This is a genomic window from Streptomyces monashensis (assembly GCF_001866665.1).
Lineage (GTDB): Bacteria > Actinomycetota > Actinomycetes > Streptomycetales > Streptomycetaceae > Streptomyces > Streptomyces monashensis.
Map to the genome: position 1 here is coordinate 56,937 of NZ_MLYO01000020.1, position 22,658 is coordinate 79,594.

General features: G+C 72.6%; 25 protein-coding genes. 14 read left to right on the forward strand and 11 right to left on the reverse strand.

Features of this window, described 5'->3' with window-relative positions; genetic code table 11:
- Positions 1 to 69: 69 nt before the first annotated feature.
- From BIV23_RS12415 to BIV23_RS12435, 5 genes are all read left to right on the forward strand, one after another.
- Positions 70 to 1,005 (forward strand): coiled-coil domain-containing protein, encoded by a 936-nt coding sequence (locus BIV23_RS12415; RefSeq protein ID WP_071376412.1) that lies wholly within the window; start codon positions 70 to 72, stop codon positions 1,003 to 1,005.
- A gap of 130 nt (positions 1,006 to 1,135) precedes the next feature.
- Positions 1,136 to 2,095 carry an ATP-binding cassette domain-containing protein gene (locus BIV23_RS12420; RefSeq protein ID WP_071380860.1) on the forward strand — a complete coding sequence of 320 codons (960 nt, stop codon included), beginning with the start codon at positions 1,136 to 1,138 and terminating at the stop codon, positions 2,093 to 2,095.
- A gap of 5 nt (positions 2,096 to 2,100) precedes the next feature.
- Complete coding sequence (locus BIV23_RS12425) at positions 2,101 to 2,874, forward strand: ABC-2 transporter permease (RefSeq protein WP_071380888.1); 774 nt, start codon at positions 2,101 to 2,103, stop codon at positions 2,872 to 2,874.
- Positions 2,875 to 3,005: 131 nt separating this feature from the next.
- Positions 3,006 to 4,256: an ABC transporter ATP-binding protein gene (locus BIV23_RS12430; RefSeq protein WP_071380861.1), complete on the forward strand. Its 1,251-nt coding sequence runs from the start codon at positions 3,006 to 3,008 to the stop codon at positions 4,254 to 4,256.
- Positions 4,253 to 5,134, forward strand: a complete 882-nt coding sequence (locus tag BIV23_RS12435; RefSeq protein WP_071380862.1) for an ABC transporter permease — start codon at positions 4,253 to 4,255, stop codon at positions 5,132 to 5,134. The genes BIV23_RS12430 and BIV23_RS12435 overlap by 4 nt, the downstream gene beginning before the upstream one ends.
- A gap of 25 nt (positions 5,135 to 5,159) precedes the next feature.
- Here the strand turns inward: BIV23_RS12435 and BIV23_RS12440 are convergent, their stop codons facing one another.
- A complete protein-coding gene (locus BIV23_RS12440) occupies positions 5,160 to 5,492 on the reverse strand; it encodes an ATP/GTP-binding protein (RefSeq protein WP_071380863.1) in 333 nt (110 codons plus the stop codon).
- Positions 5,493 to 5,714: 222 nt separating this feature from the next.
- Between BIV23_RS12440 and BIV23_RS12445 the strand changes: the two genes are divergently transcribed.
- Entirely contained in the window at positions 5,715 to 6,743 is a 1,029-nt protein-coding gene (locus BIV23_RS12445; protein ID WP_071380864.1) for an LLM class flavin-dependent oxidoreductase, read from the forward strand.
- Between the two features lie 119 nt (positions 6,744 to 6,862).
- Here BIV23_RS12445 and BIV23_RS12450 read toward each other — a convergent pair whose 3' ends face one another.
- Positions 6,863 to 7,255 carry an SCO5389 family protein gene (locus tag BIV23_RS12450; protein WP_071376418.1) on the reverse strand — a complete coding sequence of 131 codons (393 nt, stop codon included), beginning with the start codon at positions 7,253 to 7,255 and terminating at the stop codon, positions 6,863 to 6,865.
- Between the two features lie 278 nt (positions 7,256 to 7,533).
- Between BIV23_RS12450 and nucS the strand changes: the two genes are divergently transcribed.
- Positions 7,534 to 8,205 carry an endonuclease NucS gene (nucS, locus tag BIV23_RS12455; protein WP_071380865.1) on the forward strand — a complete coding sequence of 224 codons (672 nt, stop codon included), beginning with the start codon at positions 7,534 to 7,536 and terminating at the stop codon, positions 8,203 to 8,205.
- 56 nt (positions 8,206 to 8,261) lie between these two features.
- On the opposite strand, the gene BIV23_RS12460 is transcribed toward nucS, so the two are convergent.
- The 3 genes from BIV23_RS12460 to BIV23_RS12470 form a co-directional block, all read right to left on the reverse strand.
- Positions 8,262 to 10,871, reverse strand: a complete 2,610-nt coding sequence (locus BIV23_RS12460) for an ATP-binding protein (RefSeq protein WP_177239874.1) — start codon at positions 10,869 to 10,871, stop codon at positions 8,262 to 8,264.
- A gap of 296 nt (positions 10,872 to 11,167) precedes the next feature.
- Positions 11,168 to 11,491, reverse strand: coding sequence for an STAS domain-containing protein (locus BIV23_RS12465; protein ID WP_071376420.1), 324 nt, complete (start codon positions 11,489 to 11,491; stop codon positions 11,168 to 11,170).
- Positions 11,492 to 11,684: 193 nt separating this feature from the next.
- Positions 11,685 to 12,533 carry a 3-hydroxyacyl-CoA dehydrogenase family protein gene (locus BIV23_RS12470; protein ID WP_071380866.1) on the reverse strand — a complete coding sequence of 283 codons (849 nt, stop codon included), beginning with the start codon at positions 12,531 to 12,533 and terminating at the stop codon, positions 11,685 to 11,687.
- Positions 12,534 to 13,023: 490 nt separating this feature from the next.
- Here BIV23_RS12470 and BIV23_RS12475 point away from each other — a divergent pair, with 490 nt between their 5' ends.
- The 3 genes from BIV23_RS12475 to BIV23_RS12485 are packed head-to-tail and all read left to right on the forward strand — an operon-like array spanning position 13,024 to position 14,854.
- Positions 13,024 to 13,245 (forward strand): hypothetical protein, encoded by a 222-nt coding sequence (locus tag BIV23_RS12475; protein ID WP_071376422.1) that lies wholly within the window; start codon positions 13,024 to 13,026, stop codon positions 13,243 to 13,245.
- Positions 13,242 to 14,129 (forward strand): SigE family RNA polymerase sigma factor, encoded by an 888-nt coding sequence (locus tag BIV23_RS12480; RefSeq protein ID WP_071380867.1) that lies wholly within the window; start codon positions 13,242 to 13,244, stop codon positions 14,127 to 14,129. Before BIV23_RS12475 ends, BIV23_RS12480 begins: the two co-directional genes overlap by 4 nt.
- Positions 14,130 to 14,140: 11 nt before the next feature.
- Positions 14,141 to 14,854, forward strand: a complete 714-nt coding sequence (locus tag BIV23_RS12485) for a hypothetical protein (RefSeq protein ID WP_071380868.1) — start codon at positions 14,141 to 14,143, stop codon at positions 14,852 to 14,854.
- On the opposite strand, the gene BIV23_RS12490 is transcribed toward BIV23_RS12485, so the two are convergent.
- Positions 14,851 to 15,492, reverse strand: coding sequence for a TetR/AcrR family transcriptional regulator (locus tag BIV23_RS12490; RefSeq protein ID WP_071380869.1), 642 nt, complete (start codon positions 15,490 to 15,492; stop codon positions 14,851 to 14,853). The genes BIV23_RS12485 and BIV23_RS12490 overlap by 4 nt on opposite strands.
- Before the next feature lie 97 nt (positions 15,493 to 15,589).
- Here BIV23_RS12490 and BIV23_RS12495 point away from each other — a divergent pair, with 97 nt between their 5' ends.
- Genes BIV23_RS12495 through BIV23_RS12505 form a run of 3 tightly spaced genes read left to right on the forward strand, consistent with a single transcriptional unit; the run spans position 15,590 to position 17,746 of the window.
- On the forward strand, positions 15,590 to 16,375 hold the full coding sequence (locus BIV23_RS12495) for an ABC transporter ATP-binding protein (RefSeq protein ID WP_071380870.1): 786 nt from the start codon (positions 15,590 to 15,592) through the stop codon (positions 16,373 to 16,375).
- Between the two features lie 35 nt (positions 16,376 to 16,410).
- On the forward strand, positions 16,411 to 17,160 hold the full coding sequence (locus BIV23_RS12500; protein WP_071380871.1) for an ABC transporter permease: 750 nt from the start codon (positions 16,411 to 16,413) through the stop codon (positions 17,158 to 17,160).
- A gap of 13 nt (positions 17,161 to 17,173) precedes the next feature.
- Positions 17,174 to 17,746 carry a cob(I)yrinic acid a,c-diamide adenosyltransferase gene (locus BIV23_RS12505; protein WP_071380872.1) on the forward strand — a complete coding sequence of 191 codons (573 nt, stop codon included), beginning with the start codon at positions 17,174 to 17,176 and terminating at the stop codon, positions 17,744 to 17,746.
- A gap of 24 nt (positions 17,747 to 17,770) precedes the next feature.
- Here BIV23_RS12505 and BIV23_RS12510 read toward each other — a convergent pair whose 3' ends face one another.
- The 5 genes from BIV23_RS12510 to BIV23_RS12530 are packed head-to-tail and all read right to left on the reverse strand — an operon-like array spanning position 17,771 to position 21,241.
- The gene (locus BIV23_RS12510; protein WP_071380873.1) at positions 17,771 to 17,977 is read right to left on the reverse strand and encodes a hypothetical protein; all 207 of its coding nucleotides are present in this window, start codon (positions 17,975 to 17,977) and stop codon (positions 17,771 to 17,773) included.
- Positions 17,977 to 18,381 carry a hypothetical protein gene (locus BIV23_RS12515; RefSeq protein ID WP_071380874.1) on the reverse strand — a complete coding sequence of 135 codons (405 nt, stop codon included), beginning with the start codon at positions 18,379 to 18,381 and terminating at the stop codon, positions 17,977 to 17,979. Before BIV23_RS12515 ends, BIV23_RS12510 begins: the two co-directional genes overlap by 1 nt.
- A 56-nt stretch (positions 18,382 to 18,437) precedes the next feature.
- Positions 18,438 to 19,913, reverse strand: coding sequence for a sensor histidine kinase (locus BIV23_RS53190; RefSeq protein ID WP_071380875.1), 1,476 nt, complete (start codon positions 19,911 to 19,913; stop codon positions 18,438 to 18,440).
- On the reverse strand, positions 19,910 to 20,650 hold the full coding sequence (locus BIV23_RS12525; RefSeq protein WP_071380876.1) for a response regulator transcription factor: 741 nt from the start codon (positions 20,648 to 20,650) through the stop codon (positions 19,910 to 19,912). Before BIV23_RS12525 ends, BIV23_RS53190 begins: the two co-directional genes overlap by 4 nt.
- Positions 20,651 to 20,659: 9 nt before the next feature.
- On the reverse strand, positions 20,660 to 21,241 hold the full coding sequence (locus BIV23_RS12530; RefSeq protein ID WP_071380877.1) for a hypothetical protein: 582 nt from the start codon (positions 21,239 to 21,241) through the stop codon (positions 20,660 to 20,662).
- A 150-nt stretch (positions 21,242 to 21,391) separates the two neighbouring features.
- Here BIV23_RS12530 and BIV23_RS12535 point away from each other — a divergent pair, with 150 nt between their 5' ends.
- Positions 21,392 to 22,576: a sensor histidine kinase gene (locus tag BIV23_RS12535; protein WP_071380878.1), complete on the forward strand. Its 1,185-nt coding sequence runs from the start codon at positions 21,392 to 21,394 to the stop codon at positions 22,574 to 22,576.
- Positions 22,577 to 22,658: the final 82 nt, after the last annotated feature.

The window sequence follows — 22,658 nt, forward strand, 5'->3', positions numbered from 1 at the left end:
TGATGACACACCGCTTCGGCCCCTAGGATTCCACCTATCACCTCACCGGTCTCATTCGACAGGAACCCCATGAGCGACACTTCCCCCTACGGCTTCGAGCTTGTGCGGCGTGGGTACGACCGCGCTCAGGTGGACGAACGTATCTCCAAGCTCGTCTCCGACCGTGACAGCGCTCTCGCCCGGATCACCGCCCTGGAGAAGCGCATCGAGGAGCTCCACCTCGAAACGCAGAACGCCCAGGCCCAGGTCACCGACGCCGAGCCGTCGTACGCGGGTCTCGGCGCGCGGGTCGAGAAGATCCTGCGCCTGGCCGAGGAAGAGGCCAAGGAGCTGCGTGAGGAGGCCCGGCGGGCGGCCGAACAGCACCGTGACCTCGCCGAGTCGGCGGCCCAGCAGGTCCGCAACGACGCCGAGTCCTACGCCGCCGAGCGCAAGGCCAAGGCCGAGGACGAGGGCGTCCGGATCGTCGAGAAGGCCAAGGGCGACGCGGCCCAGCTGCGCACGGAGGCGCAGAAGGACGCGCAGTCCAAGCGCGAGGAGGCGGACGCCCTCTTCGAGGAGACCCGCGCCAAGGCCGCGCAGGCCGCCGCCGACTTCGAGACGAACCTCGCCAAGCGCCGCGAGCAGTCCGAGCGCGACCTCGCCTCGCGTCAGCAGAAGGCCGAGAAGCGGCTGGCGGAGATCGAGCACCGCGCCGAGCAGCTGCGCCTGGAGGCGGAGAAGCTGCGCACGGACGCCGAGCGCCGCGCCCGCCAGACGGTGGAGACGGCCCAGCGCCAGGCCGAGGACATCGTGGCCGACGCCAACGCCAAGGCGGACCGGATCCGGTCGGAATCCGAGCGCGAGCTGGCGGCCCTCACCAACCGCCGCGACAGCATCAACGCCCAGCTGACCAACGTCCGCGAGATGCTGGCCACGCTGACCGGCGCCGCAGTCGCTGCCGCGGGTGCGCCGGGTGAGGACGAGCCCATCTCCCGTGGGGTGCCGGCGCAGCAGACGCGCTGAACCGACAGGTCGTAGGGGAACTGCGGGCCGGATGTGGCCGGTCGCGCAGTTCCCCGCGCCCCTGAAGGGACGCGACCCAGCCCCCTGCCTTCGAGTGGCAGGGGGCTTTCGCTCGTCCTAGCGTGGCCGCATGATCGAGCTGGCGGGGCTGACCAAGCGGTACGGCGAGAAGGTGGCGGTCGACCATCTCACCTTCCGGGTCAGACCGGGCATCGTGACCGGTTTCCTCGGGCCCAACGGGGCCGGGAAGTCCACCACCATGCGGATGATCCTCGGGCTCGACCACCCCACCGCCGGGGACGTCCGGATCGACGGCAAGCACTACGACCAGCTGGCGGACCCGCTGACGTACATCGGGGCGCTGCTGGACGCCAAGGCCGTGCACGGCGGGCGCAGCGCGTACAACCATCTCCTCTGCCTCGCGCAGAGCAACGGCATTCCGAGGAGCCGGGTCGGCGAGGTGCTGGAGGCCGTCGGCCTGACCGCCGTGGCGCGCAAGAAGGCCAAGGGGTTCTCGTACGGGATGGGACAGCGGCTCGGGATCGCCGGGGCGCTGCTCGGCGATCCGCGGATCCTGATGTTCGACGAACCGGTCAACGGGCTCGACCCGGAGGGCATCCACTGGATCCGGAACCTGATGAAATCGCTCGCGGCGCAGGGCCGTACGGTCTTCGTCTCCTCGCACCTGATGAGCGAGATGGCGCTGACCGCCGATCATCTCGTCGTCATCGGGCAGGGACGGCTGCTCGCGGACACCTCCATGGCGGACTTCATCCGGCAGAACGCGCGCGCGTACGTCCGCATCCGTTCGCCCCAGCGCGAGCGGCTCCTCGACGTGCTGCACGAGGACGGGATCACCGTCGTCGAGGCGGGCGGGGACGCGCTGGAGGTGGACGGGGGCAAGGCCGAGCAGATCGGCGAGCTGGCGGCGCGGCACGGGATCGCGCTGCACGAACTGAGTACCCAGCAGGCGTCGCTGGAGGAGGCGTTCATGCGGCTGACGGCGGAGTCGGTGGAGTACCACGCGCAGGCCGGCCCGGAACCGGAATCCGCCCCGCGGGACTGGGGCGCCGGCTGGAAGGGGGTGTGAGCGCCATGGCGGCGGGTCAGGTCATCCGGTCCGAGTGGACGAAGATCCGGTCGGTGGCGTCGACGGTGTGGACGCTGTCGGTGGCCGTGGTCGTCACGATCGCGCTCGGGATGCTCATCTCGGCGTTGTCCCGCAGCCAGTTCGACTCGATGCCGGTCAGGGACCGGCTGTCGTTCGACCCGACCTTCGTGTCCTTCGCGGGCATGACCCTCGGCCAGCTCGCCATGATCGTGTTCGGGGTGCTGGTCGTGTCGAACGAGTACAGCACCGGCATGATCCTCGTCTCGCTGGCCGCCGTGCCGCGCCGCGCCGGCTTCCTGTTCGGCAAGGTCGCCGTGGCCACCGCGCTCGCGCTGGTCGTGGCGATGGCGACGAGCTTCGCCGCCTTCTTCCTCGGGCAGGCGGTGCTCGGGCCGTACCGGGCGCACCTCGGGGATCCCGGAGTGCTGCGCGCGGTGGTCGGCGGCGGGCTGTACATGACACTGATCGCGGTGTTCTCCATGGGGGTCGCGGCGATGCTGCGCTCGCCGATGCTCTCGCTCGGCATCCTGATGCCGTTCTTCTTCCTTATCTCCACCATCCTCGGCAACGTCGACGCGACCAGGAAGATCGGCCGGTTCCTGCCGGACCAGGCGGGCAGCCGGATCATGCAGGTGGTGCCGAGACTCGGCGACGAGCGGCCGTACGGGCCCTGGGGCGGGCTCGGGATCATGGTGCTGTGGGTCCTCGCGGCGCTCGCGGGCGGGTACGTGCTGCTGAAGCGGCGGGACGCGCGGTAGACCGATCGTTCACGCTTCGTGATGCTCAGGCTTTACTTTCTTTTGGGCGGAACCGTCAGCCGCTCGATATCCTCCTAACCCTTACGGGGGCGTGCGCCCCGCTGTCCAGATCCTTTCGATGGGTGCGGAGCATGATCGAGGCTGTCGGCCTGACCAAGCGCTACGGCGACAAGACCGCCGTGTACAACCTTTCCTTCCAGGTGCGACCGGGAACCGTGACCGGCTTCCTCGGGCCGAACGGCTCGGGCAAGTCGACGACGATGCGGATGATCCTCGGGCTGGACAACCCCACGTCCGGCACCGTGACCATCGGCGGCTACCCGTACCGCAAGCTGCCCAACGCGCCCCGCCAGGTCGGCGCGCTGCTGGACGCCAAGGCGGTGCACGGCGGGCGGAGCGCGCGCAACCACCTGCTGAGCCTCGCCCAGCTGTCGGGCATCCCGGCCCGGCGCGTGGACGAGGTGCTCGGGGTCGTCGGCCTCCAGGACGTGGCCAAGAAGCGCTCCAAGGGGTTCTCGCTCGGCATGGGCCAGCGCCTGGGCATCGCCGCCGCGCTCCTCGGGGACCCGCAGGTGCTGCTGTTCGACGAGCCGGTCAACGGCCTCGACCCCGAGGGCATCCTCTGGGTCCGCAACCTGATGAAGGCGCTCGCGGCGGAGGGCCGTACGGTCTTCGTCTCCTCGCACCTGATGAGCGAGATGGCGCTGACCGCCGACCACCTCATCGTCATCGGACGCGGCCAGCTGCTCTCCGACATGAGTGTGACGGACTTCATCTCGGCCAACTCCGCCGACTTCGCGCGCGTGCGCACCCCCGACACCGAGCCCCAGCTGCGCGAGAAGCTGACCTCCGCGCTCACCGAGGCCGGCGGCCACGTGCTGCCGGAGCAGGACGGCGCGCTGCGGGTGACCGGGCTGCCGCTGCCCCGGATCAGCGACCTCGCGCACGCGGCGGACGTCCGGCTGTGGGAGCTGTCCCCGCACCAGGCCTCGCTGGAGGAGGCGTACATGCGGATGACGCAGGGCGCCGTGGACTACCGCTCGACCGTCGACCAGAAGGCGGGCCTCCAGCAGCCGCTGCCGCCCGGCGCGCAGCCGCCCATGCCGGTGCCCGGCCAGGGCCAGGCCGGCTGGTACGCCCCGCCGCCGCCCCAGCAGGGCGGCCGGCCCGTCCCGGGCCAGGCCCCGGCCGCCGGCCCCTACGGCGCCCAGCCGGGCCCGTACGGCGCCCCGCAGGGCCACCCCGGCGCTCCGGGCGCCCCGAACCCGTACGCGCAGGGCCAGGCGCCTGCCATGCCCGCCGCGGCCCCGGCCCCGGCCGTCGCGCCTGCACCCGCACCCGCCGACCTGACCAAGACCCAGCCCGAGGACGACGCCCGATGAGCAACCACCAGCCCCCGATGCCGCAGGCACCCGCGGCTGCCGCTCCCGACTGGCAGGCGGCGCCCGGCGGGCAGTACCCCGGTTACACCTCGCCGATCCCGGTCGTGCGCGCCCACCTCGGGCACGCGCTGGCCTCCGAGTGGACGAAGATCAAGTCCGTGCGCTCCACGATGTGGACGCTCGGCGTCTTCGTGCTGCTCGTCCTCGGCATCGGCCTGCTGGCCGGTGCGGTGGTCAGCAACTCCTCCTCGTCGATGGACGACCAGAGCCCGCTCCAGCTCGGCTTCTTCGGGCTGCTGCTCGGCAGCATGTGCATCATGACCCTCGGGGTGCTGACCACGGCGTCCGAGTACGGCACGGGCATGATCCGGACGACGATGACGGCGTGCCCGAGCCGCAGCCGGGTGCTGGCCGCCAAGGCCATCGTGTTCTTCGTCCTCGCCTTCACGATCACCCTGGCCTGCGCCGCCTTCGTGGCGATGGTGCAGAACGCCATGGTCCAGGACAACGGCGCACGGACGCCGACCGGCAGCGAGTGGTTCAAGGCGACCGTCGGCGTGAGCCTCTACGTCGCGCTGCTCGGCCTGCTCTCGCTGGTCATCGGCTCGATCATCCGGCACTCGGCGGGCGCCATCACGATCATGATCGGCCTGCTGCTGGCGCCTTTGGTGATCGCCCTGTTCATGTTCGCCCAGTCGCTGCACAAGCTGCGCGAGTGGCTGCTGGAGTACTCGATCCCGAACCAGATGAGCGTGTTCTACTCCAACTCGCTGAGCACGACCGGCCCTTCCGGCTGGGAACCGCTGTGGATCATCCTGGGCGTGACGGTCGCGGCGTACGCCGGTGCCTTCGCGCTGCTGCGCAGCCGGGACGTGTGACGCCGAGGCCCACCGCCCCGGGCCCTCAGAACTTCGGCGCGTTACGGGACCGCTGCACCCGCGTGGTGCGGCGGTCCTTCGCGTTCCAGCACGCCTTGTGCCAGTGCCGGCGGTCGTCCACGCCCGCGTGCTCGGGCCAGGCCACCACGTGCGGGACCCCGGAGGGGATCAGCTGGTCGCAGCCCGGGCAGCGGTAGGTCTTGCCCTCCGCGCTCGCCCCGGCGACATGGCGCACGCTCCACTCCTCGCCCTGCCAGTCCTCGGTCGACTGCCAGCCGCCGTACCGGCCGGTGCGGTCGTCCTCGGCGCTGCGGCCCGGCGATCCGGCTGCCTTCGGTCGGTTGCGACGCGGGGACACGGGACACCTCTCGGGGCTGTACGGGGAGCACGGGCTCCGTCCAGCGTACGCGCCGCCGAGCGGGGTACGCGAAGAGCGCCAACCCACACAAGTCCCCCTCCACGGCACGTCATTCTGAAGACAATCGGCAAATCCCTCCGCCAGGCCGTGTCCTGGGCACGTGTCGGACGGTTATGCCGGGTGGGGGAGCTCCGAGTCGGGGCCAAGGAAGCAGGAAACGCGATGTACGTAGGAAGCTTTGTGCTGGGCGCCCAGTTCCCGGGGCAGGGTCCGGGAGAGGCCCTGCACCGGGCGGTCCGCTCGGCGGAGGTCGCCGAGGAGGCCGGGCTGGACGCGGTCTGGCTGGCCGAGCACCACTTCGTGCCGTACGGCACGTGCCCGTCCGCGGTCACCCTGGCCGCGTATCTGCTCGGCCGCACCCACCGCATCCGGGTCGGTACGGCGGTCAGCGTACTGCCCACCGCGCACCCGGTGGCCCTCGGCGAGCAGGCCGCGCTGCTGCACCTGACGAGCGGCGGCCGGTTCACGCTGGGTGTGGGCCGCGGCGGCCCCTGGGTGGACCTGGAGGTGTTCGGCATGGGCCTCGACGCGTACGAACACGGATTCCCGGAGTCACTCGATCTGCTGCTGCGCTGGCTGCGCGAGCCGCGGGTGGCGGGCGAGAGCGAGCGGTTCACCTTCCGTGAGGTGGCCGTCGTACCGCGCCCCTCGGAGAGCCTCACGGAGACGCCCGGCCCCGAGGTCGTGGTCGCCTGCACCTCCCCGGCGAGCGTGCGGCTGGCCGCCGAGCGCGGGCTGCCGATGCTGCTCGGCATGCACGTCGGGGACGAGGAAAAGGCCGAGATGGTCGCCCTGTGGCGGCGCTGCGCCCGGGCGGCGGGCCGGCCCGCCGAGGAGATCACGGGGGCGGCCCATGTCTCCGCCGGGGTGTGCCAGCTCGCGGACCGGCGCACGGACGCGGCGGAGACCCTGCTGAAGGCGATGCCGGGCTGGCTGAAGCAGGGGCTGGAGGCGCATGTGACGGTCGACGGACGGCCGCGCCGGATGCGCGATCCGTACGCCTACACCGAACTGCTCTGCGGCCTGCACCCGGTGGGCACCCCGCGGCTGGCCGCCGACCGGCTCGCGGCCACCTCCGAGCGCACGGGCATCTCCCGCTTCGCGCTCCTCGTCGAGGGCTCGGGCGATCTCGCCGCGACCGAGGAGAACCTGCGGCGACTGGGCGCCGAGGTGCTGCCTCAACTGCGTTGACCCGGCGGGTCTTTCGCGCAAGCCACCTGGGGGGCTTGCCGCCCCAGTAGTGAAAGCACCTCCCGCGAGTGGAGCGGCAAGCAAGCGGCTCACTGCCGGTGTCGTGGCGGGGCTGCCCGTCAGCAGTCCCGGAGCTCCGGCGACTGGTTGAGCAACTGGTTGCGCACCGAGGTGAAGCGCGCCAAGGTCTCGTCCGCCGAGGCGTCCAGCGGGAACACCGCCACCCGGTGGCAGTTCTGGAAGGCCAGACGTACCCCGAAGTGCCGCTGCAGCGCGCCGCGGATGGCGTCACTCGCGAGCGCGCGCAACAGCTGACCGCGTGCCTGCTCGTCCGGCGGGGGCGTCAGGTTGTCGGCGAACGGACCGCCGTCGACCTTCAGCCGCGCCACCAGGGAGCTGATCATCTCCCATGCGTAAGGCAGGGAGGTCCGGACGCAGTCGACGAATGCTGCTTCGTCGACCTCGCCTCGCTCGGCCTGTTCGAGTAGGGCCGGTGAGACGTCGAGCGACATGGGTTCTCCTCTCGCACCCCCGCAGGGAGCAGGGGTTGCCGGACAGGTAAGGGAGTTCGCGATATCGAACACGCTGCGTACATGCGTCGCGACCTCACGTTCCCTACGGTAGGCAACCGTAGGTGACCACACCAGCAGAATGCGTATATGGAACGGTCCCGTTACGCGCACAATCGGCCAGGGATGAACAAGAGTTTCCAGGGACAATTGGGGTGATCGTTCGGGAGCAGGGCGGGCGAATCGCGCGCACCTCGGGGTGTCGAGTAGCGTTGCCGACCATGCGTCTCGTCATTGCCCGCTGCTCGGTCGACTACGCCGGCCGGCTCACCGCCCACCTGCCCTCGGCGCCCCGACTGATCCTGGTCAAGGCGGACGGCAGCGTCTCCATCCACGCGGACGACCGGGCCTACAAGCCCCTCAACTGGATGTCTCCGCCCTGCACGCTGAAGGAAGGAAGCGGCGAGGAGGACGGCGTCTGGACGGTCGTCAACAAGGCGGGCGAGAAACTGATCATCACGATGGAGGAGATCCTCCACGACTCGTCGCACGAACTCGGCGTGGACCCCGGCCTGATCAAGGACGGCGTGGAAGCGCACCTCCAGGAGCTCCTCGCCGACCGCATCGAGACCCTGGGCGAGGGCTACACCCTGATCCGCCGCGAGTACATGACGGCCATCGGCCCGGTGGACATCCTGTGCCGGGACGCGGACGGCGGGACGGTGGCGATCGAGATCAAGCGCCGGGGCGAGATCGACGGCGTGGAGCAGCTCACCCGCTACCTCGACCTGTTGAACCGCGATCCGCACCTTGCCCCGGTCCGCGGTGTCTTCGCCGCCCAGGAGATCAAGCCCCAGGCCCGCGTCCTCGCCACCGACCGCGGCATCAACTGCCAGATCCTGGACTACGACGCCCTGCGCGGCATCGAGGACGACAAGCTGCGGCTCTTCTAGCGGGCCCCGTCCCGCGCCGCCCGGCCCTTTCGAGAAGGACGGGCGGCGCGGGACGGTCAGGCCACCGTGCCGGACGGCTGCGGTGCGCTCTGGGGCGCCGACGCGCTGCTCGTGGTGGTGCCGGTCGTCCCGCTGGTGGAGCCGCCCGTCGAGGTACCGGTGGAGCCCCCGGTCGAGGATCCGCCGGTGCTGCCGGTCGTGGATCCGGTGGTGCCCGTCGAGCCGCCACTGGAGCCGGTGCCACCGGTCGAGGTGCCCGTGGAACCGCCGGAGGAGCCGGTGCCCCCACTCGCGGTGCCCGTGGAACCGCTCGTGCCGGTGCTGCCGGTCGTGCCGCCCGTCGAGGAACCGCCGGTGCTGCCGCCCGTACCGGTACCGCCCGTCGAACCGCTCGAGCCGGAAGACCCCGACGGCTTGGGCGACTTGGAGGGCGGGGGCGAGGTCCTGCCGGACCCGGACGGGCTGATGCTCTCCGACGGCCGGGCCGGGTCCGTCGACGGCCCCGGGCCGCCCGTCGTGCCGGACGTGCCATGTGCGCCGACGGTCGTCGGCCGACCGGTCGCCCCGCCCGTCGTACCGCCGCCGCGGCTCTGCCCGGGGTCCGCGCCGAGGGAGCCGCCGTCCGTGCCCTCGCTGATCGAGGGGTTGACGTCGACCTTGCCGGCCGGGTGCTTGTCGGCGTTCTCGTGGGACGTCATGCCGAGCGTGACGACCGTGCCGAGGACCACGGCGAGCAGCGCGCCGGAGCCGGCCGCCACCAGGTTGCGGCGGGCCAGCCGGCGGATTCCGCCGATCCCGCCGCGCGCCGGGGCCGCGGGCAGCCGCTGGGTGACCAGGGCCTCGCCGAGCGGCGCGTACGGCGGCGGCGCCGACTCCTCGTGCCGTATCTCCGGCAGCTCCTCCCCCGCCATGGCCGTGATCCCGGGCAGCTCGCCCGAGCGGTCGGCGACCAGCGCGAGGGCCCGGCGCCCGGCGACGGTGCCCCGCTTGTCGGCGAGGGCGCCGCGCAGCCCGATGGACGCCTCCAACTCGGCGCGAGCCCGGTCCAGCTGGCCCGTGCAGAGCGCCAGGACGCCCAACTCGTGGTGAAAATAGGCCTGTTCATGTACGTCACCGGCCAGCCGGGCGGCCTCCGCGCCGGAGCGCAGCGCACGCTCCCACGCGCCCCAGCGGAGCCCGGCGGCGAAGGAGGGCGCGGCCGTACGGGCGAGCCGTACCGCGCGGCTCTCCTCGCCGTCGACGGGCGCCGAGGTCTGTGGGACGACGGCGGCGAGCGCGGCCAGCACCGCGTCGGCCTCCGCGCTCACCCGCTCGGGGGTGACCGAGGGGTGGCCGGTCCACCAGGTGTAGTGCTCGGCGGCGGCGAGCACCCGGTCCGGGGCGTCGTCGGCGTATCCGGCGGCCTCCAGCTGGGTCTGCACCCCGGCCGCGAGCCGGTAGCGGGAGCCGACCGGGGAGACCAGTCCGCAGCCGGCCAGCTCACCGAGGGCGGCGTCGGCGTGGGTGTCGCCGACCAGCGCCGGCAGATGCGCCTGGTGCGGCACCTCGCCGCCGAGGGCGACCGCGAAGCGCAGGGTGGCGCGGGCGGAGTCGCCGAGCCGGGAGGCGAGCAGCGGGGCGGGCGCGGCGGCCTCGCCGAGGGAGGGCAGCGGGACGGCGTCCGCCGGCTCCGCGGCCAGGTCCACGGGCGGGCGCGCGTCCGGTCGTGCGTCCTCGAAGACGCCGTACTCGTCGTACTGGTCCGCCGCCTGCGGGCCGGCCCGCAGCTCGTCGCGCTGCCGGAGCAGGGCGCCGGCCTGGACGAACCGCAGGGGCAGCCCCTCGGACTCGAACCACAGGTCGCCGGCCCAGTTGGCCTCCTCCTCCGTGAGGACGCGGCCGACGGTACGCTCCAGGACCTGCACGCCGGCGGCGCGGTCGAGGCCGCCGAGGAAGACCTCCTCGACGGCGGAGGCGGCGGAGGGCGCGGGCACGTCGGGGGTGGCGCCGATCACGAAGGCGCACTCGCGGGCGGTGTCGAGGAGCTCCTCCAGACCGGCGCCGCCGAACTCGATGTCGTCCAGGACGACGACCGCACCGATCTCGGCGACGAGCGCGCGCAGGTCGTCCGGGGCGGGGCGGTGGCCGGGGGCGTCGTACACGGCGTGGAAGAGGTCGTGGAGCACGTCGGCGGAGCCGCGGTGGAAGCCGCTGAGCCGGATCACCCCGTCGGGGGCGAGGTCCTGGCAGTCCTCGGCGACGAGGTCGAGCAGGGCGGTGCGGCCGGAGCCGCCGGGGCCGGTGAGGCGTACGGAGCGGCCGCGGGCCAGCAGCCGGACCAGGCGCTCGCGCTCGTCCTGGCGTTCCAGCAGGGCGAGGGGCGGCTGGGCGGGACCGGCCGGGGCGGGCGGCCTGGCGGCCCGCTCGGTCTCGGCGCGCTCGGCGGCGGTGCGCTTGCGGGGCGCGGCGGGACGCTGGGCCGGCGGGCAGGGCTCTATCTCGCTGCCGTCGACGGGGTTGACGGTCAGCAGCAGATCACCGGTGACGAGCTGCGCCGTGCGGACGGGCGGGGGCGTGCTCGTGCCGAAGTCGGAGGTGACGGGTTCCCGGGGCGCGCGGCGGCCCGGGGCCTGTCCGTGTCCCTCGGGTCCCGGGCCGCCCGGATGTCCCGGGTCGGTCGGGTCCATGGGTTCCATGGGTTGCATCGGTTCCATGGGTTTCCTGCCCCCCAAAAGCGTCGTGTGCCCGTGATCCGGCCCCTCCCGGCCTTGTCGCACACCGCGCTGTCGCTTCTGGTCCGGGCCCGCTCGGTCGAGGGTTGCGAGGCAGCGGGCGACCGAACCCTAAACCTTGGCTCAGTATCTCCGACAGGGCGGGGTGCCGTACGGCCCGGGACGTCACGGTCCGGTGAGGATTGCCCACGCTGTGCGCACCCGTCCCGGCCGCCCGGCGCCTCACACCCGGGGACCGGCCGTCCGGCGCGTCACACGCGGGGCAGCGACTCCACGCCGATGCCGCCCTCGATGGCGAGGATACGGTGCAGCCGGGTGGCCACCAGCAGGCGCTGCATCTGTGGCGGGACGCCGCGCAGCACCAGACGGCGACCGCAGCGGCCGGCCCGTCGGTGGGCGCCCATGATCACCCCGAGTCCGGTGGCGTCCCAGGAGTCCAGTTCCGACAGGTCGAGCACCAGGTCGCCGACGCCGTGATCGACCGCCCGGTGCAGGGCCGTACGGGCGTCCGCCGCGCTGCGGACGTCGAGGCGGCCCCCGACGACCAGCTCGGCATGGTCGCCCCTGATGTGCATAAGCGCTCCCCGTTGAGTGCGGTTGGCGTTCTCCGTGACGCTGCCTCGTCCTGACCGGTACTCCGTGACGTTGCAACGTCTGACTGTGCGAGTGGCGGTGCGGTTGCTGTTTGTAAGCGAACCGATACCGAATTCACCCCGGGGAGTGATACTCCCGGGGGTGATATCCGGCGGATGTCCGTACAGATGGTGCTCAGTACTTGTAGAAGCCCTGCCCGCTCTTGCGGCCGATGTCACCGGCGTCCACCATCCGGCGCATCAGCTCCGGCGCGGCGAACTTCTCGTCCTGGGACTCGGTGTAGATGTTGCTCGTGGCGTGCAGCAGGATGTCGACTCCGGTGAGGTCGGCGGTCGCGAGCGGGCCCATGGCGTGGCCGAAGCCCAGCTTGCAGGCCAGGTCGATGTCCTCGGCGGTGGCGACCCCGGACTCGTAGAGCTTGGTGGCCTCCACGACGAGCGCGGAGATGAGCCGGGTGGTCACGAAGCCGGCCACGTCGCGGTTGACGACGATGCAGGTCTTGCCGACGGACTCGGCGAACTCCCGCGCGGTGGCGAGGGCTTCGTCGCTCGTCTTGTACCCGCGGACCAGCTCGACGAGCTGCATCATCGGCACCGGCGAGAAGAAGTGGACGCCGACGACCCGCTCGGGGTGCTCGGTGGCCGACGCGATCTTGGTGATCGGGATGGCGGAGGTGTTGGAGGCGAGCACGGTGTCCGGGCGCACGATCTTGTCGAGCGCGCGGAAGATCTCGTGCTTGACCTCCAGCTTCTCGAAGACGGCCTCCACGACGACATCGGCGTCGGCGGCGGCATCCAGGTCCGTGGTGGCGGTGATGCGGGCGAGGGCGGCGTCGGCGGCGTCGGCCGCCAGCTTCCCCTTGCTCACGAACTTGTCGTACGACGCCTTGATGCCGTCGGTGCCACGCTTCAGTGCCTCGTCGGTGACATCGCGCAGGACGACGTCCCAGCCCGCCTGCGCGGCGACCTGAGCGATGCCGGACCCCATGAGACCGGCTCCGATGACGGCGAGCTTCCGTGCCACTGACGACTCCCTTGAATCGCGCTCCAAGTCTGCTTCTCCGGCGGACCCTAGCGCTCTGGAGCCGCTGTGTGACCGGTAAGTAACGCGCGTCACGTCTCAATTGACGGACATCACACCGGCAGCGGTACGAGCCTCCCGAGCGTGCGGCCCCCTCTTGGGGTGTTGCTTCAGCACAGGGGGCCGCACGGTTTCCCAGTGCGGTGTCGAGCGGCGCCTTGGGGTCACTCATGATGGCGAGGTACGGGGCACTGTGCGAGCAGAAGTGCCCTTTCCCCCTCAATAGGTTGAATCGCTGTCATTCATCCGACGCGCCAGGGGTGGCGCGGGGTAGCGCGGACCGGCACTTGGGGTCATTGTTCCGTAACTCCATGATCACGTGGCGTGGCGGACGGGGCCGGGGCCATGCTGGCTCTCCCTCCTGATGGCGCTTCAGCACCGCTCGCGGGAGGGGCAGTTGGAGTGAGACCCGCTCACAGAAACGAAGTGCGTGATGTCGAGTAAGAAGGTGTGGACCGTCGCCGTCCTGGTGACCGTCCTCACGTGGAGCACGGTGATGACCGTGCTGGGACAGGTCGCCGCCATGGCCACCCTGCTCCCGTCCCTGGGCCTGCTCGTGCAGCAGATGGTCCAGGCCCTGACCGGTCCCGACGGCCCCCGGGCGCCCGCCGACCCCGCGCCCACCGCCACCGCCGGGGAGGAGCCACCCCGATGACCGAACCCCGTGGCACAGGCCGCCCCGCTCCCCCGGAGGCCGCCGGCCGGCGCGGCCGTAGGCCCGCCCCCATATCCACGGCGGCGGGTCCGGCCCACCGGGCCTGGCTGGAACCGGTCCGCCGCCACGTCTTCTCCAGCGGCCTGACCCTGGACGACCTCGTCCACCGCTCCGGCTACTCCAAGACCCGGATCAGCGAACTCCTGCGCGGCAACGGCTACTACCCCACGTGGGAGATCACCTTCAGCATGATCCGTGCGCTCGGTCTGCCCGTGCGGCCGATGCGCCGGCTGTGGACCGCCGCGGCCCGCGAGGCCCGCAAGGAGCAGTGGTGGATCGAGCAGTGCATCGGGCAGGTGGCCTGCGAGGCGGAGCCCCCGCCCCTGGCCCACCAGGCCTTCATCGAGGCGATGCGCGCGCCCTACACCGCCTACGCCCGCGCCTTCCTGCTGGCCGAGGACCGCGTCCGCTGGGCGGTGGGCGAGACCTTCGACCTGCTGTGGCTGTCCTGGGACACGGTCGCGAGCAGCGAGAACGTCCGCCGGGGCGCCTGGCTCCTGCTGCGCTCCCGGGTCCTCGCGCGCGCCGCCCACCGCGACGGCCGTCCCGACCTGCGCGCCGCCGTCTTCTCCACCGAGGAGGTCAGCGACAGCGTCCCGGACCATCTCGTCCTGATGACCGACCTGGTGGACCTCTTCGACGCCATCGCCCGCCTCCCCCAGGACCAGATGGACGTGGTCGTGCTGGGTCACCTGTGCGGCCTGGATCTGGCGGAAACGATCCCCTACGTCACCGGTCTGAGCCCGGCCATCACGCACGCCGTCGACCACCACGCCCGCGCGGCCCTCGAAGCCCTGCTGCACCGCGCCGGCTCCCGGGAGTGAACCCCACCGCCATGACAGACACGACCGACATAGACACCCTCCTCGCCCGCGCCCGGCTGCGCCGCCGCCCCGAGGTGCCCGCGGACACCGTCCCCTACGAGGACAGCGCCTACCCCGCGTACGGCGAGGAGACGATGGCCGTCCCGGGCGCCCGGCCCGCCGACCCGGCCGCCATCCGCGACCTGCGCACCCTGTGCGACTCCCTGCTCGGCGCCCTCGCCCCCGGCACGCTGCACTTCCTCACCGACCAGCTGCCCGAACCCGAGTGCGCCTGGCTGCTCGGCTGCGCACTGCTCGTCGCCGGCATCGACGAGGGGGCGCGCTTCTGGTGGCAGTACGCCGGCGGCGCCGGACACGCGCCCGCGGCGTACTGCCTCTCCCTGCACCACCGTGCGCGCGGCGAGGCCCACGCGGCGGCCTTCTGGTACGAGCAGACCGGCCTCGACACCGTGACCGAGCACGACACCATCCCGGTGACCGGCGTCTGCCCGCCCGTCAGCTGCACCTTCGACGCGTCCGTCCCCACGGTGCTCCGGGTCCTCAGCCGCCTGTCGTCCCCGGGCGTGCGCCGGCCGCCCCGGCGCGTCGAGATCGTCACGTCCTACGTCGCCCACGCCGTGACCCGCGGCTACGCCCGCCACCCCGGCGTCGAGATCCCCGTACCGGGCCCCTGCTTCGCCGACCACGTCAGCTCCCTGCTGCTGGACGTACGGGAAGGGACCTAGTCCTGTGCGCGCACCGCGTACTCGAGGACCCGTTCGCCGAGCAGGTCCTCGATGTCGTCGATGAGGGCGAGCACCTCGCGGGAGACTTCGGCCGGTTCGCGGCCGGCCATCATCTCGCGGCCGATGGTGACGAACACCGTCTGGTGGATCCAGCAGATCTGGCCGGCCATCAGGTCCGGCAGCGGGTCGCCGTCGGCGGCGCCGGTCTCCTCGCGCAGGGCGGCGGTCACGTTGTCGTGCACCTCCTGCTGGAGGGTCCACAGCCGGGAGCGCAGCGCCGGTGCCTCGTGGATGACCCGCATGAAGCGGTCGTAGCCCGTCATCAGGCCGACCCTGGGCGAGACGGCCTGTACCTCGCCGCGCAGCTCGCGCAGGACGGCGCCCGCGGCGGACTCGCCCGCGTCCCGGCTGCGGATCCAGCGTGCGAGCCGGTCGACCACGCCTGCCGAGCGGTCGAAGAAGAGGTCTTCCTTGGCCGGGAAGTAGTTGTAGACGGTGTTGACGGAGACGTTGGCGGCCTCCGCGATCTCGGCGACGGTCACGGCCTCGAAGCCACGCTCCAGGAACAGACCCGTGGCGACATCCGAGATGTACTGCCTGGTCTGCCGCTTCTTCCGCTCCCTGAGCCCCTCTGCCATGTCCGCATCCTAACTTTGCTGGACCAACTTAAAAGTTGGAGAGGCAGAAATTTTGGAGGCGTTGCAAAATTTCAGGGACTCTGTTTTTCTGGTCGGCATGGCAGCAGTCATCAGTGCGGCGGGCCTCGCCCGCACCTTCCAGACCAAGGCCGGCCCCGTCGAGGCCGTCCGGGGCATCGACCTCACCGTCCACGAGGGCGAGATCCTCGGCTTCCTCGGACCCAACGGCGCCGGCAAGACGACGACCCTGCGGATGCTCACCACCCTGCTGAAACCGACCGGCGGCGCGGCCACCGTCGCCGGGCACGACCTGGCCGGCGACCCGGCCGGGGTGCGCGCGGCCAGCGGGTACGTCGCCCAGTCCGGCGGGGTCGACCCGCAGATCACCGCGCGCGAGGAACTGGTCACCCAGGGGCGGATGTACCGGCTGGCGCGGACCGAGGCGGTCGCGCGAGCCGAGGAGCTGGCCCGGGAGCTGGACCTCGGCGGGCTCCTCGACCGCAGGACCGGCGCGCTCTCCGGCGGGCAGCGCCGCCGCCTCGACATCGCGATGGCGCTCACGCACCACCCGAAGGTGCTCTTCCTGGACGAGCCGACGACCGGGCTCGACCCCGGCAGCCGCGCCGATCTGTGGGACCTGGTCCGCCGGCTGCGCGACCGGCACGGCACGACCGTGTTCCTGACCACCCACTACCTGGACGAGGCCGACGCCCTCGCCGACCGCCTGGTGATCGTCGACCGGGGCACGGTCGCCGCCGAGGGCACGCCCGGCGCGCTCAAGCTCCGGCACGGCGGCTCGCTCGACGCCACCCTCCAGGACACCTTCCTCGCCATCACCGGCCGCGGCCCCGCCCCGGCCGACACCGCCCCCGTATCCGTCTAGCGATCCGGCGCAAAGGAAGAAGAAAAGGGAAGAAGATGCTGCTCCACGACACGGCCCTCGTCTACGGCCGTTATCTGCGCCAGTCCCTGCGCTCCCGCTTCGCGCTGCTCTTCGGCGTGCTCACCCCGCTGCTCTATCTGCTCTTCTTCGGACCGCTGCTCACCCGGCTCCCGCTGGGCGGCGGCGGCAGCTCCTGGCAGGTGCTGGTGCCCGGCCTGCTGCTCCAACTCGGCCTGTTCGGCGCCCTGTTCGCGGGGTTCACGGTCATCATCGAGAAGGGGCAGGGGGTGCTGGAGCGGATGCGGGTGACCCCTGTCAGCCGGCTCGCCCTGCTCCTCGGCCGGGTGCTGCGCGACGCCACGGTGTTCGTCTTCCAGGCGGTGCTGCTGGTGCTGGCCGCGCTGGTGATGGGCCTGCGGGCGCCGCTCACCGGCATCCTGATCGGCTTCGCGTTCGTCGCCCTGCTCACCCTCTCGCTGGCCTCGCTGTCGTACGCGCTCGGCATGGTGGTGCGCACCCCGCAGGAGTTCGGCCCGCTGATCAACGCGGTGTCGATGCCGTCGATGCTGCTGTCCGGCCTCATGCTCCCGATGACCCTCGCGCCCACCTGGCTGAACGTGCTCTCGCACTTCGTGCCGTTCCGCTATCTCGTGGACGCGGTGCGCGACGCGTACATCGGCCGGTACGCCACCGCGCACATGCTCTACGGCAGCCTCGTCGCCGTCGGCTTCGCGGTGCTCGCGGTGACGGTGGGCACACGAGTGTTCCGAACGGCCGGGGCGTAACTAGGCTGGCCTTATGGTCAATCTGACGCGCATCTACACCCGGACCGGCGACAAGGGCACCACCGCCCTCGGTGACATGAGCCGGGTGCCCAAGACCGACCTCAGGATCTCCGCCTACGCCGACGCCAACGAGGCCAACGCCGTCATCGGCACCGCGATCGCGCTGGGCGGCCTGGAGGCGGAGGTCGTGCAGGTCCTCACCCGCGTCCAGAACGACCTGTTCGACGTGGGTGCGGACCTGTCGACGCCCGTCGTGGAGAACCCGGAGTTCCCGCCGCTGCGGGTCGAGCAGTTCTACGTCGACAGGCTGGAGGCGGACTGCGACCGCTTCAACGAACGCCTGGAGAAGCTGCGGTCCTTCATCCTGCCCGGCGGCACCGCGGGCGCGGCCCTGCTCCACCAGGCCTGCACGGTCGTCCGCCGCGCCGAGCGCTCCACCTGGGCGGCCCTGGAGGCGCACGGCGAGACGATGAACCCGCTCACCGCCACCTACCTCAACCGCCTGTCCGACCTGTTGTTCATCCTGGCCAGGTGCGCCAACGGGGAGACGGGCGACGTGCTGTGGGTACCGGGCGGGGAGCGCTGAGCAACACCCCCGCTCCCCGCCGGGTCACCGGTCCGCCGCGCTCGTCGCGTCCTGGTCGGCCGCGGCCGCGGCGGACTCGGCCGCGTTCACCTTCTGCTGCATCTGCGCGTATCCCGAGGGCGCGCCGGAGGAGGCCGGAGCCTTCGGGGACGCGCCGTCGTGGTGCGCGCAGCCCGCGGTGAGCGCCACGAGCAGCGCCACCGCCGGCAGCACGGCAGAGCGGGCCCGCATCAGCTCGCCGCCTTGCCCTCGCCGTTGTCCTTGCACCAGGTGGAGACGGCGGCCAGGTCCTTCTGCCGCTGCTCCAGGGTCGTCACCAGCGACGTGCGGAAGTTCAGCCTGTCCTGGAGATAGGTGGCGATCGCGGTGTGGCCCGCCTTCTTCGCGTTGTCCACCCGCTTCTCCAGCCGGGCCACCGAGCCGCGCGTGCCCGCCCCGGCGTCGAGCCGCTTCAGGGCCCGTGCGATCCGCCGGTCGATCTTCGGCAGCCGCTTGCACAGCGACTTCGCCCCGTCGCCGGCGGGACCGGGTGCGGGGGTGCTGCCGGCGGCGGCCGCCGTGCCCGCCGTGCCCGCCAGGACGGCCGTCACGGCGAGCCCCGCGAGCAGCGTGCGCGTGTGGCGTCGTACGTACATCTGCCTCTCCGTTCACTTCCCGGGCGGCCTCGGTCGGCCGTCCGTCGCGACGGACGCTAGGCAGGATCCTTGGGGAAACTCTGTGACCGGTTTGCTCCGGCTGTCCCGATCAGCCAGTCCCGCCGGTCGGACATGCCCGGCGGTTCGCCGCCGTCCACGGGCAGCCGTACCGCGAAGCGGGCACCCACGCCGTCCGGGCCGTCCGTCACCGCCACGCTCCCCCGGTGCAGCGCCGCCTGCTGCGCGACGAGCGTGAGGCCGAGTCCGGAGCCGGTGCTGTCCCGGCCGCGCTGGAACCGCTCGAAGACCCGGGACCGGGCCTCGGTCGGCACGCCCGGACCCTGATCGTCCACGGTGATCAGCACCTCGCCGGCACCGCCCCGGTCCACGGCCACCCGCACCCGGGCCCGGCCCGTCCGGTCCCGGCCGTGGGCCAGGGCGTTGGCCAGCAGGTTGTCCAGCAGCAGCCGCAGCCCCGGCTCCCAGCCGTGCACGGTGAGCCCGGGTGCCGCGTCCAGGGTGATCGCGGCGTCGGGTGCGCGGCGGCGGGCCTCGGCCACGGCCGCGTCGGCCACCTCGGGCAGGTCGACGGCCCGGAACGCCTCCGCCTCCACCAGGTCGCCGCGCCCCAGTTCCCGGAGCATCACCAACAGGCCGAGCAGCCGGGCGTGTTCACGCTGCAGATCGTCCAGGACCTCGGTGCGGTCCGGCTCCGGCAGGTCGGGGTGGCCGGTGAGGATGTCGAGGTTGGTGCCCATGCTCATCAGCGGGGTGCGCAGTTCGTGCGCGGCCGCCGACGAGAAGGAGCGGGCCGTGTCCAGGGCCTCGGCGGTGCGCGCGGCCTGTTCGTCGTAGCGGGCCAGGACGGTGCGCACGGTGGCCGCCAGTTCGTCGACCTCGACCACGCCGGTCCGCCACTGGCCCAGCCGGGCACCGCTGGTGCGCGGGTCGAGGCCCGCGGTGCGGCGGGTGAGGCGGCGCAGCGGGGCGCTCGTCCCGGCGGCCAGGCCCCAGGCGAGCAGCCCGGACAGCGGTGCGGCGAGGATCGCGGCGCCGACCACCCGGCGGCGGACGAGCGGGATCTGCACGCGTTGCGCGGTGTCGGGCGAGAAGAGCCACAGCGTGCCGGAGGCCGTCCCGGCGTGCAGCGGCCGGGCCAGGGCCCGCCAGGTGCGGCCGCCGGCGTGGACGACGGCGAAGCCGGACGTGCGGTCGGGCAGCGCCGCCGCGGGGCCGGGCTGGGGGCCGCCGCTGACGGACACGTCCGGGCCGACGACGCGTACGCCGACGTCGAGGGCCGCGTCGAACAGCTGCCGCTGCCGTGTGTCGGCGGCCTTGGGGTGGTCGTTCGCCGCGGCCCGCAGCAGGGACCGGGCGTCCGGGGCGAGGGCCGCCGCGCGCTTGCGCAGGTGCTGGTCCTCGGCCTTGCGCAGATCGCCGGAGACCAGGTGCAGCAGCAGCCAGCCGCCGGCCAGCACGAGCAGCGGGACGGTGCAGCCGACGGCCAGGCCGATCCGGGTGGAGAGTCTCACGATGCGTCCCGCGGTTCTCGGGGTTCCCTGGGTTCCCTGGGTTCCCTCAGGACGAAGCCGACGCCCCGGACGGTGTGGATGAGCCGGGGGCGGCCCCGGGTCTCCAGTTTGCGCCGCAGATAGCTGACGAAGGTGTCGACGGTGTCGGTGCGTACGTCGAAGTCGTAGCCCCACACCCGTTCCAGGAGCTGGTCGCGGGTGAGGACGAGCCCGGCGTTGCGGGCGAGCACCTCCAGCAGCTCGAACTCGCGCCGGGTCAGCTCCAGCGGGGTGCCGTCGCGCTCCGCGGTGCGGGCGTCCGGGTCGATCACCAGGCCGGCCGCGCGCAGCGGCTCCGTCCGGCCTGTGCCGGCCGGCGGGCGGCGGCGCAGCAGGGCGCGCAGCCGCAGCACCAGCTCCTGCAGGGCGAAGGGTTTGACCAGGTAGTCGTCGCCGCCCGCCTGGAGCCCGGCGATCCGGTCGGCGGTCTCGTCCAGCGCGGAGAGCATGAGCACGGGCAGGTCCCGGCCCGCGTCGCGCAGCCGGGTGCACACCTCGATGCCGCTCATGCCGGGCATCGACACGTCGAGGACGAGCACGTCCGGCGGGGCCTCCTCGATCGCGGCCAGCGCCCCGGGGCCGTCGGCGGCGGTCCGCACCGCGAAGCCGCCGAGCCGCAGGCCGCGCTCCAGCGAGCGCCGGATCGCCGCGTCGTCGTCGACGACCAGCACCGCGCCGGCACCCGCTCCGTCAGTCATACGCCCTCCTCATCGTCCGGTCAGCGTACGGTCCTCCGCCTCGTGCGCGGCAGTGCCGGCCGGGGCCTTCTTCGGCCACAGCAGATAGGTCAGGGCGACGACCCCGTGGATCCCGAGGACTCGCAGCGCCGTCCACTGCCAGGAGCGCAGCGAGCCGGTGGCGGTGCCGTCGCCGACGTACCAGATCGCGCACTGGAGCAGGGCGAGGGCGACGGCCGCCGCGAGGAGCGTGCGCAGCCACAGGCGTCCCTCGTGCCGGGCGCGGGCGAGGCCGTACCTGGGCGGCTTCGGGGGCCGGGGGGCGCCCGCGAGACGGTGGGCGGCGTGGCCGTCCAGCCAGGTGATCGTGGAGTGGCCGTAGGCGACGGTGAAGCCGATGTAGAGCGCGGCCAGGCCGTGTTCCCAGCCCGGCCGGGCGCCGCCCCGGAGGTCGACGGCCGTCGCGAGGAACAGCACCACCTCCAGCAGCGGCTCGCACAGCAGCAGCGCCACGCTGGTGCGGCGCCATTTCAGCAGGTAGCGGACGGCCAGTCCGGCCGCCAGCAGTATCCAGAACGCCACCTCGCAGGCGATGACCAATCCGACGATCACGACTCACTCCTTCCCGTCCCCTCCCAGCCTCGCCGCCGTTCTGTCCGCTTCCGTCGTCTGCGGGGGCGACCCCGGCGTAAACGAAAGTTGCAGTTCGGGACCCTTCCCAAGGAGCACGCGGGCGACGGAGCGGGCGTGTTGGATGGACGCATGGCACGAGCGCTCGCCCGCCCCCACCCCGACGACCTGCGCATCGCGCTGGGCGGACTGCTCGGCGGGGTGGTGCTGTGGGCGCTCCGGATCCATCCGCGCACGGCCTCGGACCCGCTGGTGCTGTGGCACGCGACCTGGGCCCCGTTGGTGCCGCTGGCGGTGACGGCCGCGTGCGAGCCGCTGCGCCGCTCCCGGCCCCGGCTCGGCGTGTTCCTCGGCACGCTCGCGCTGACCCTGGACACGGTGACCCAGGGCAACGTCGTCACCGTCGTCATGTACACCGACCTGATCTACGCGTCGGTCCTGTACGGCGACCCCGCCTCGGCCCGCCGCGTCCCCTGGATCACCGGGATGCTGACGGTGCTCGGCGGTGTCGTGCCGGCGGCGCTCTGGCGCGATCCGCAGGCGCTGCTGATCGGTGTGGGGATCGGGGTGGTCGCGTTCGCGCCGGCGGCGACCGGCTGGGTGGTGCGCAACCACCGCGACGCCGCCGAGGCGGCCCGGCTGCGCGCCGAACAGACCGCGCTGCTCGCCGAGATGGACCGCACCCAGGCGGTCACGGCCGAACGGTCGCGGATGGCACGGGAGTTGCACGACATGGTCGCCAACCACCTGTCCGCGATCGCCATCCACTCCACGGCCGCGCTGTCGCTGGACGACGCGCAGACCTCCCGGGGTGCCCTCGAGGTGATCCGGGAGAACAGCGTGGAGGGGCTGGCCGAGATGCGCCGGCTGATCGGTATCCTGCGGGACGGCAGCGGCGACCTGGAGCCCGCGGCCACCCCGACGCTCGACGGCCTGGCCGCGCTCGTCAAGGGCGCCCGCGCCAACGGGCTGGACGTCCGCCTCGCGGACGACCACGGCCGGGTGCCCGCGCCGGTGGAGCTGGCCGCGTACCGGATCGTGCAGGAGTCGCTGACCAACGCGCTCAAGCACGCGGCCGAGGGGCCGGTCGAGATCGCGCTGCACCAGGAGGAGAGCATGCTGCACGTCCGCGTGACCAGCGCCTACCGGCGCGGTGACACCCCGCGCGCGCCCGGTTCGGGCTCCGGGCTCACCGGGATGCGGGAGCGGGCCGCACTGCTCGGCGGCAGCTTCGAGGCCGGCCCCGACGCAGGATCCGGCCAGAGCCGCTGGACCGTCCGCGCCACCCTCCCCCTCGACCGCGAAGACCCCGCATGACCCGCGCCCCGCACACCCGCCCCACCGGAAACCGGCCCCTCGCCCGGACACCGGGACACGCACCGCTGCCCGCCACCGCCGC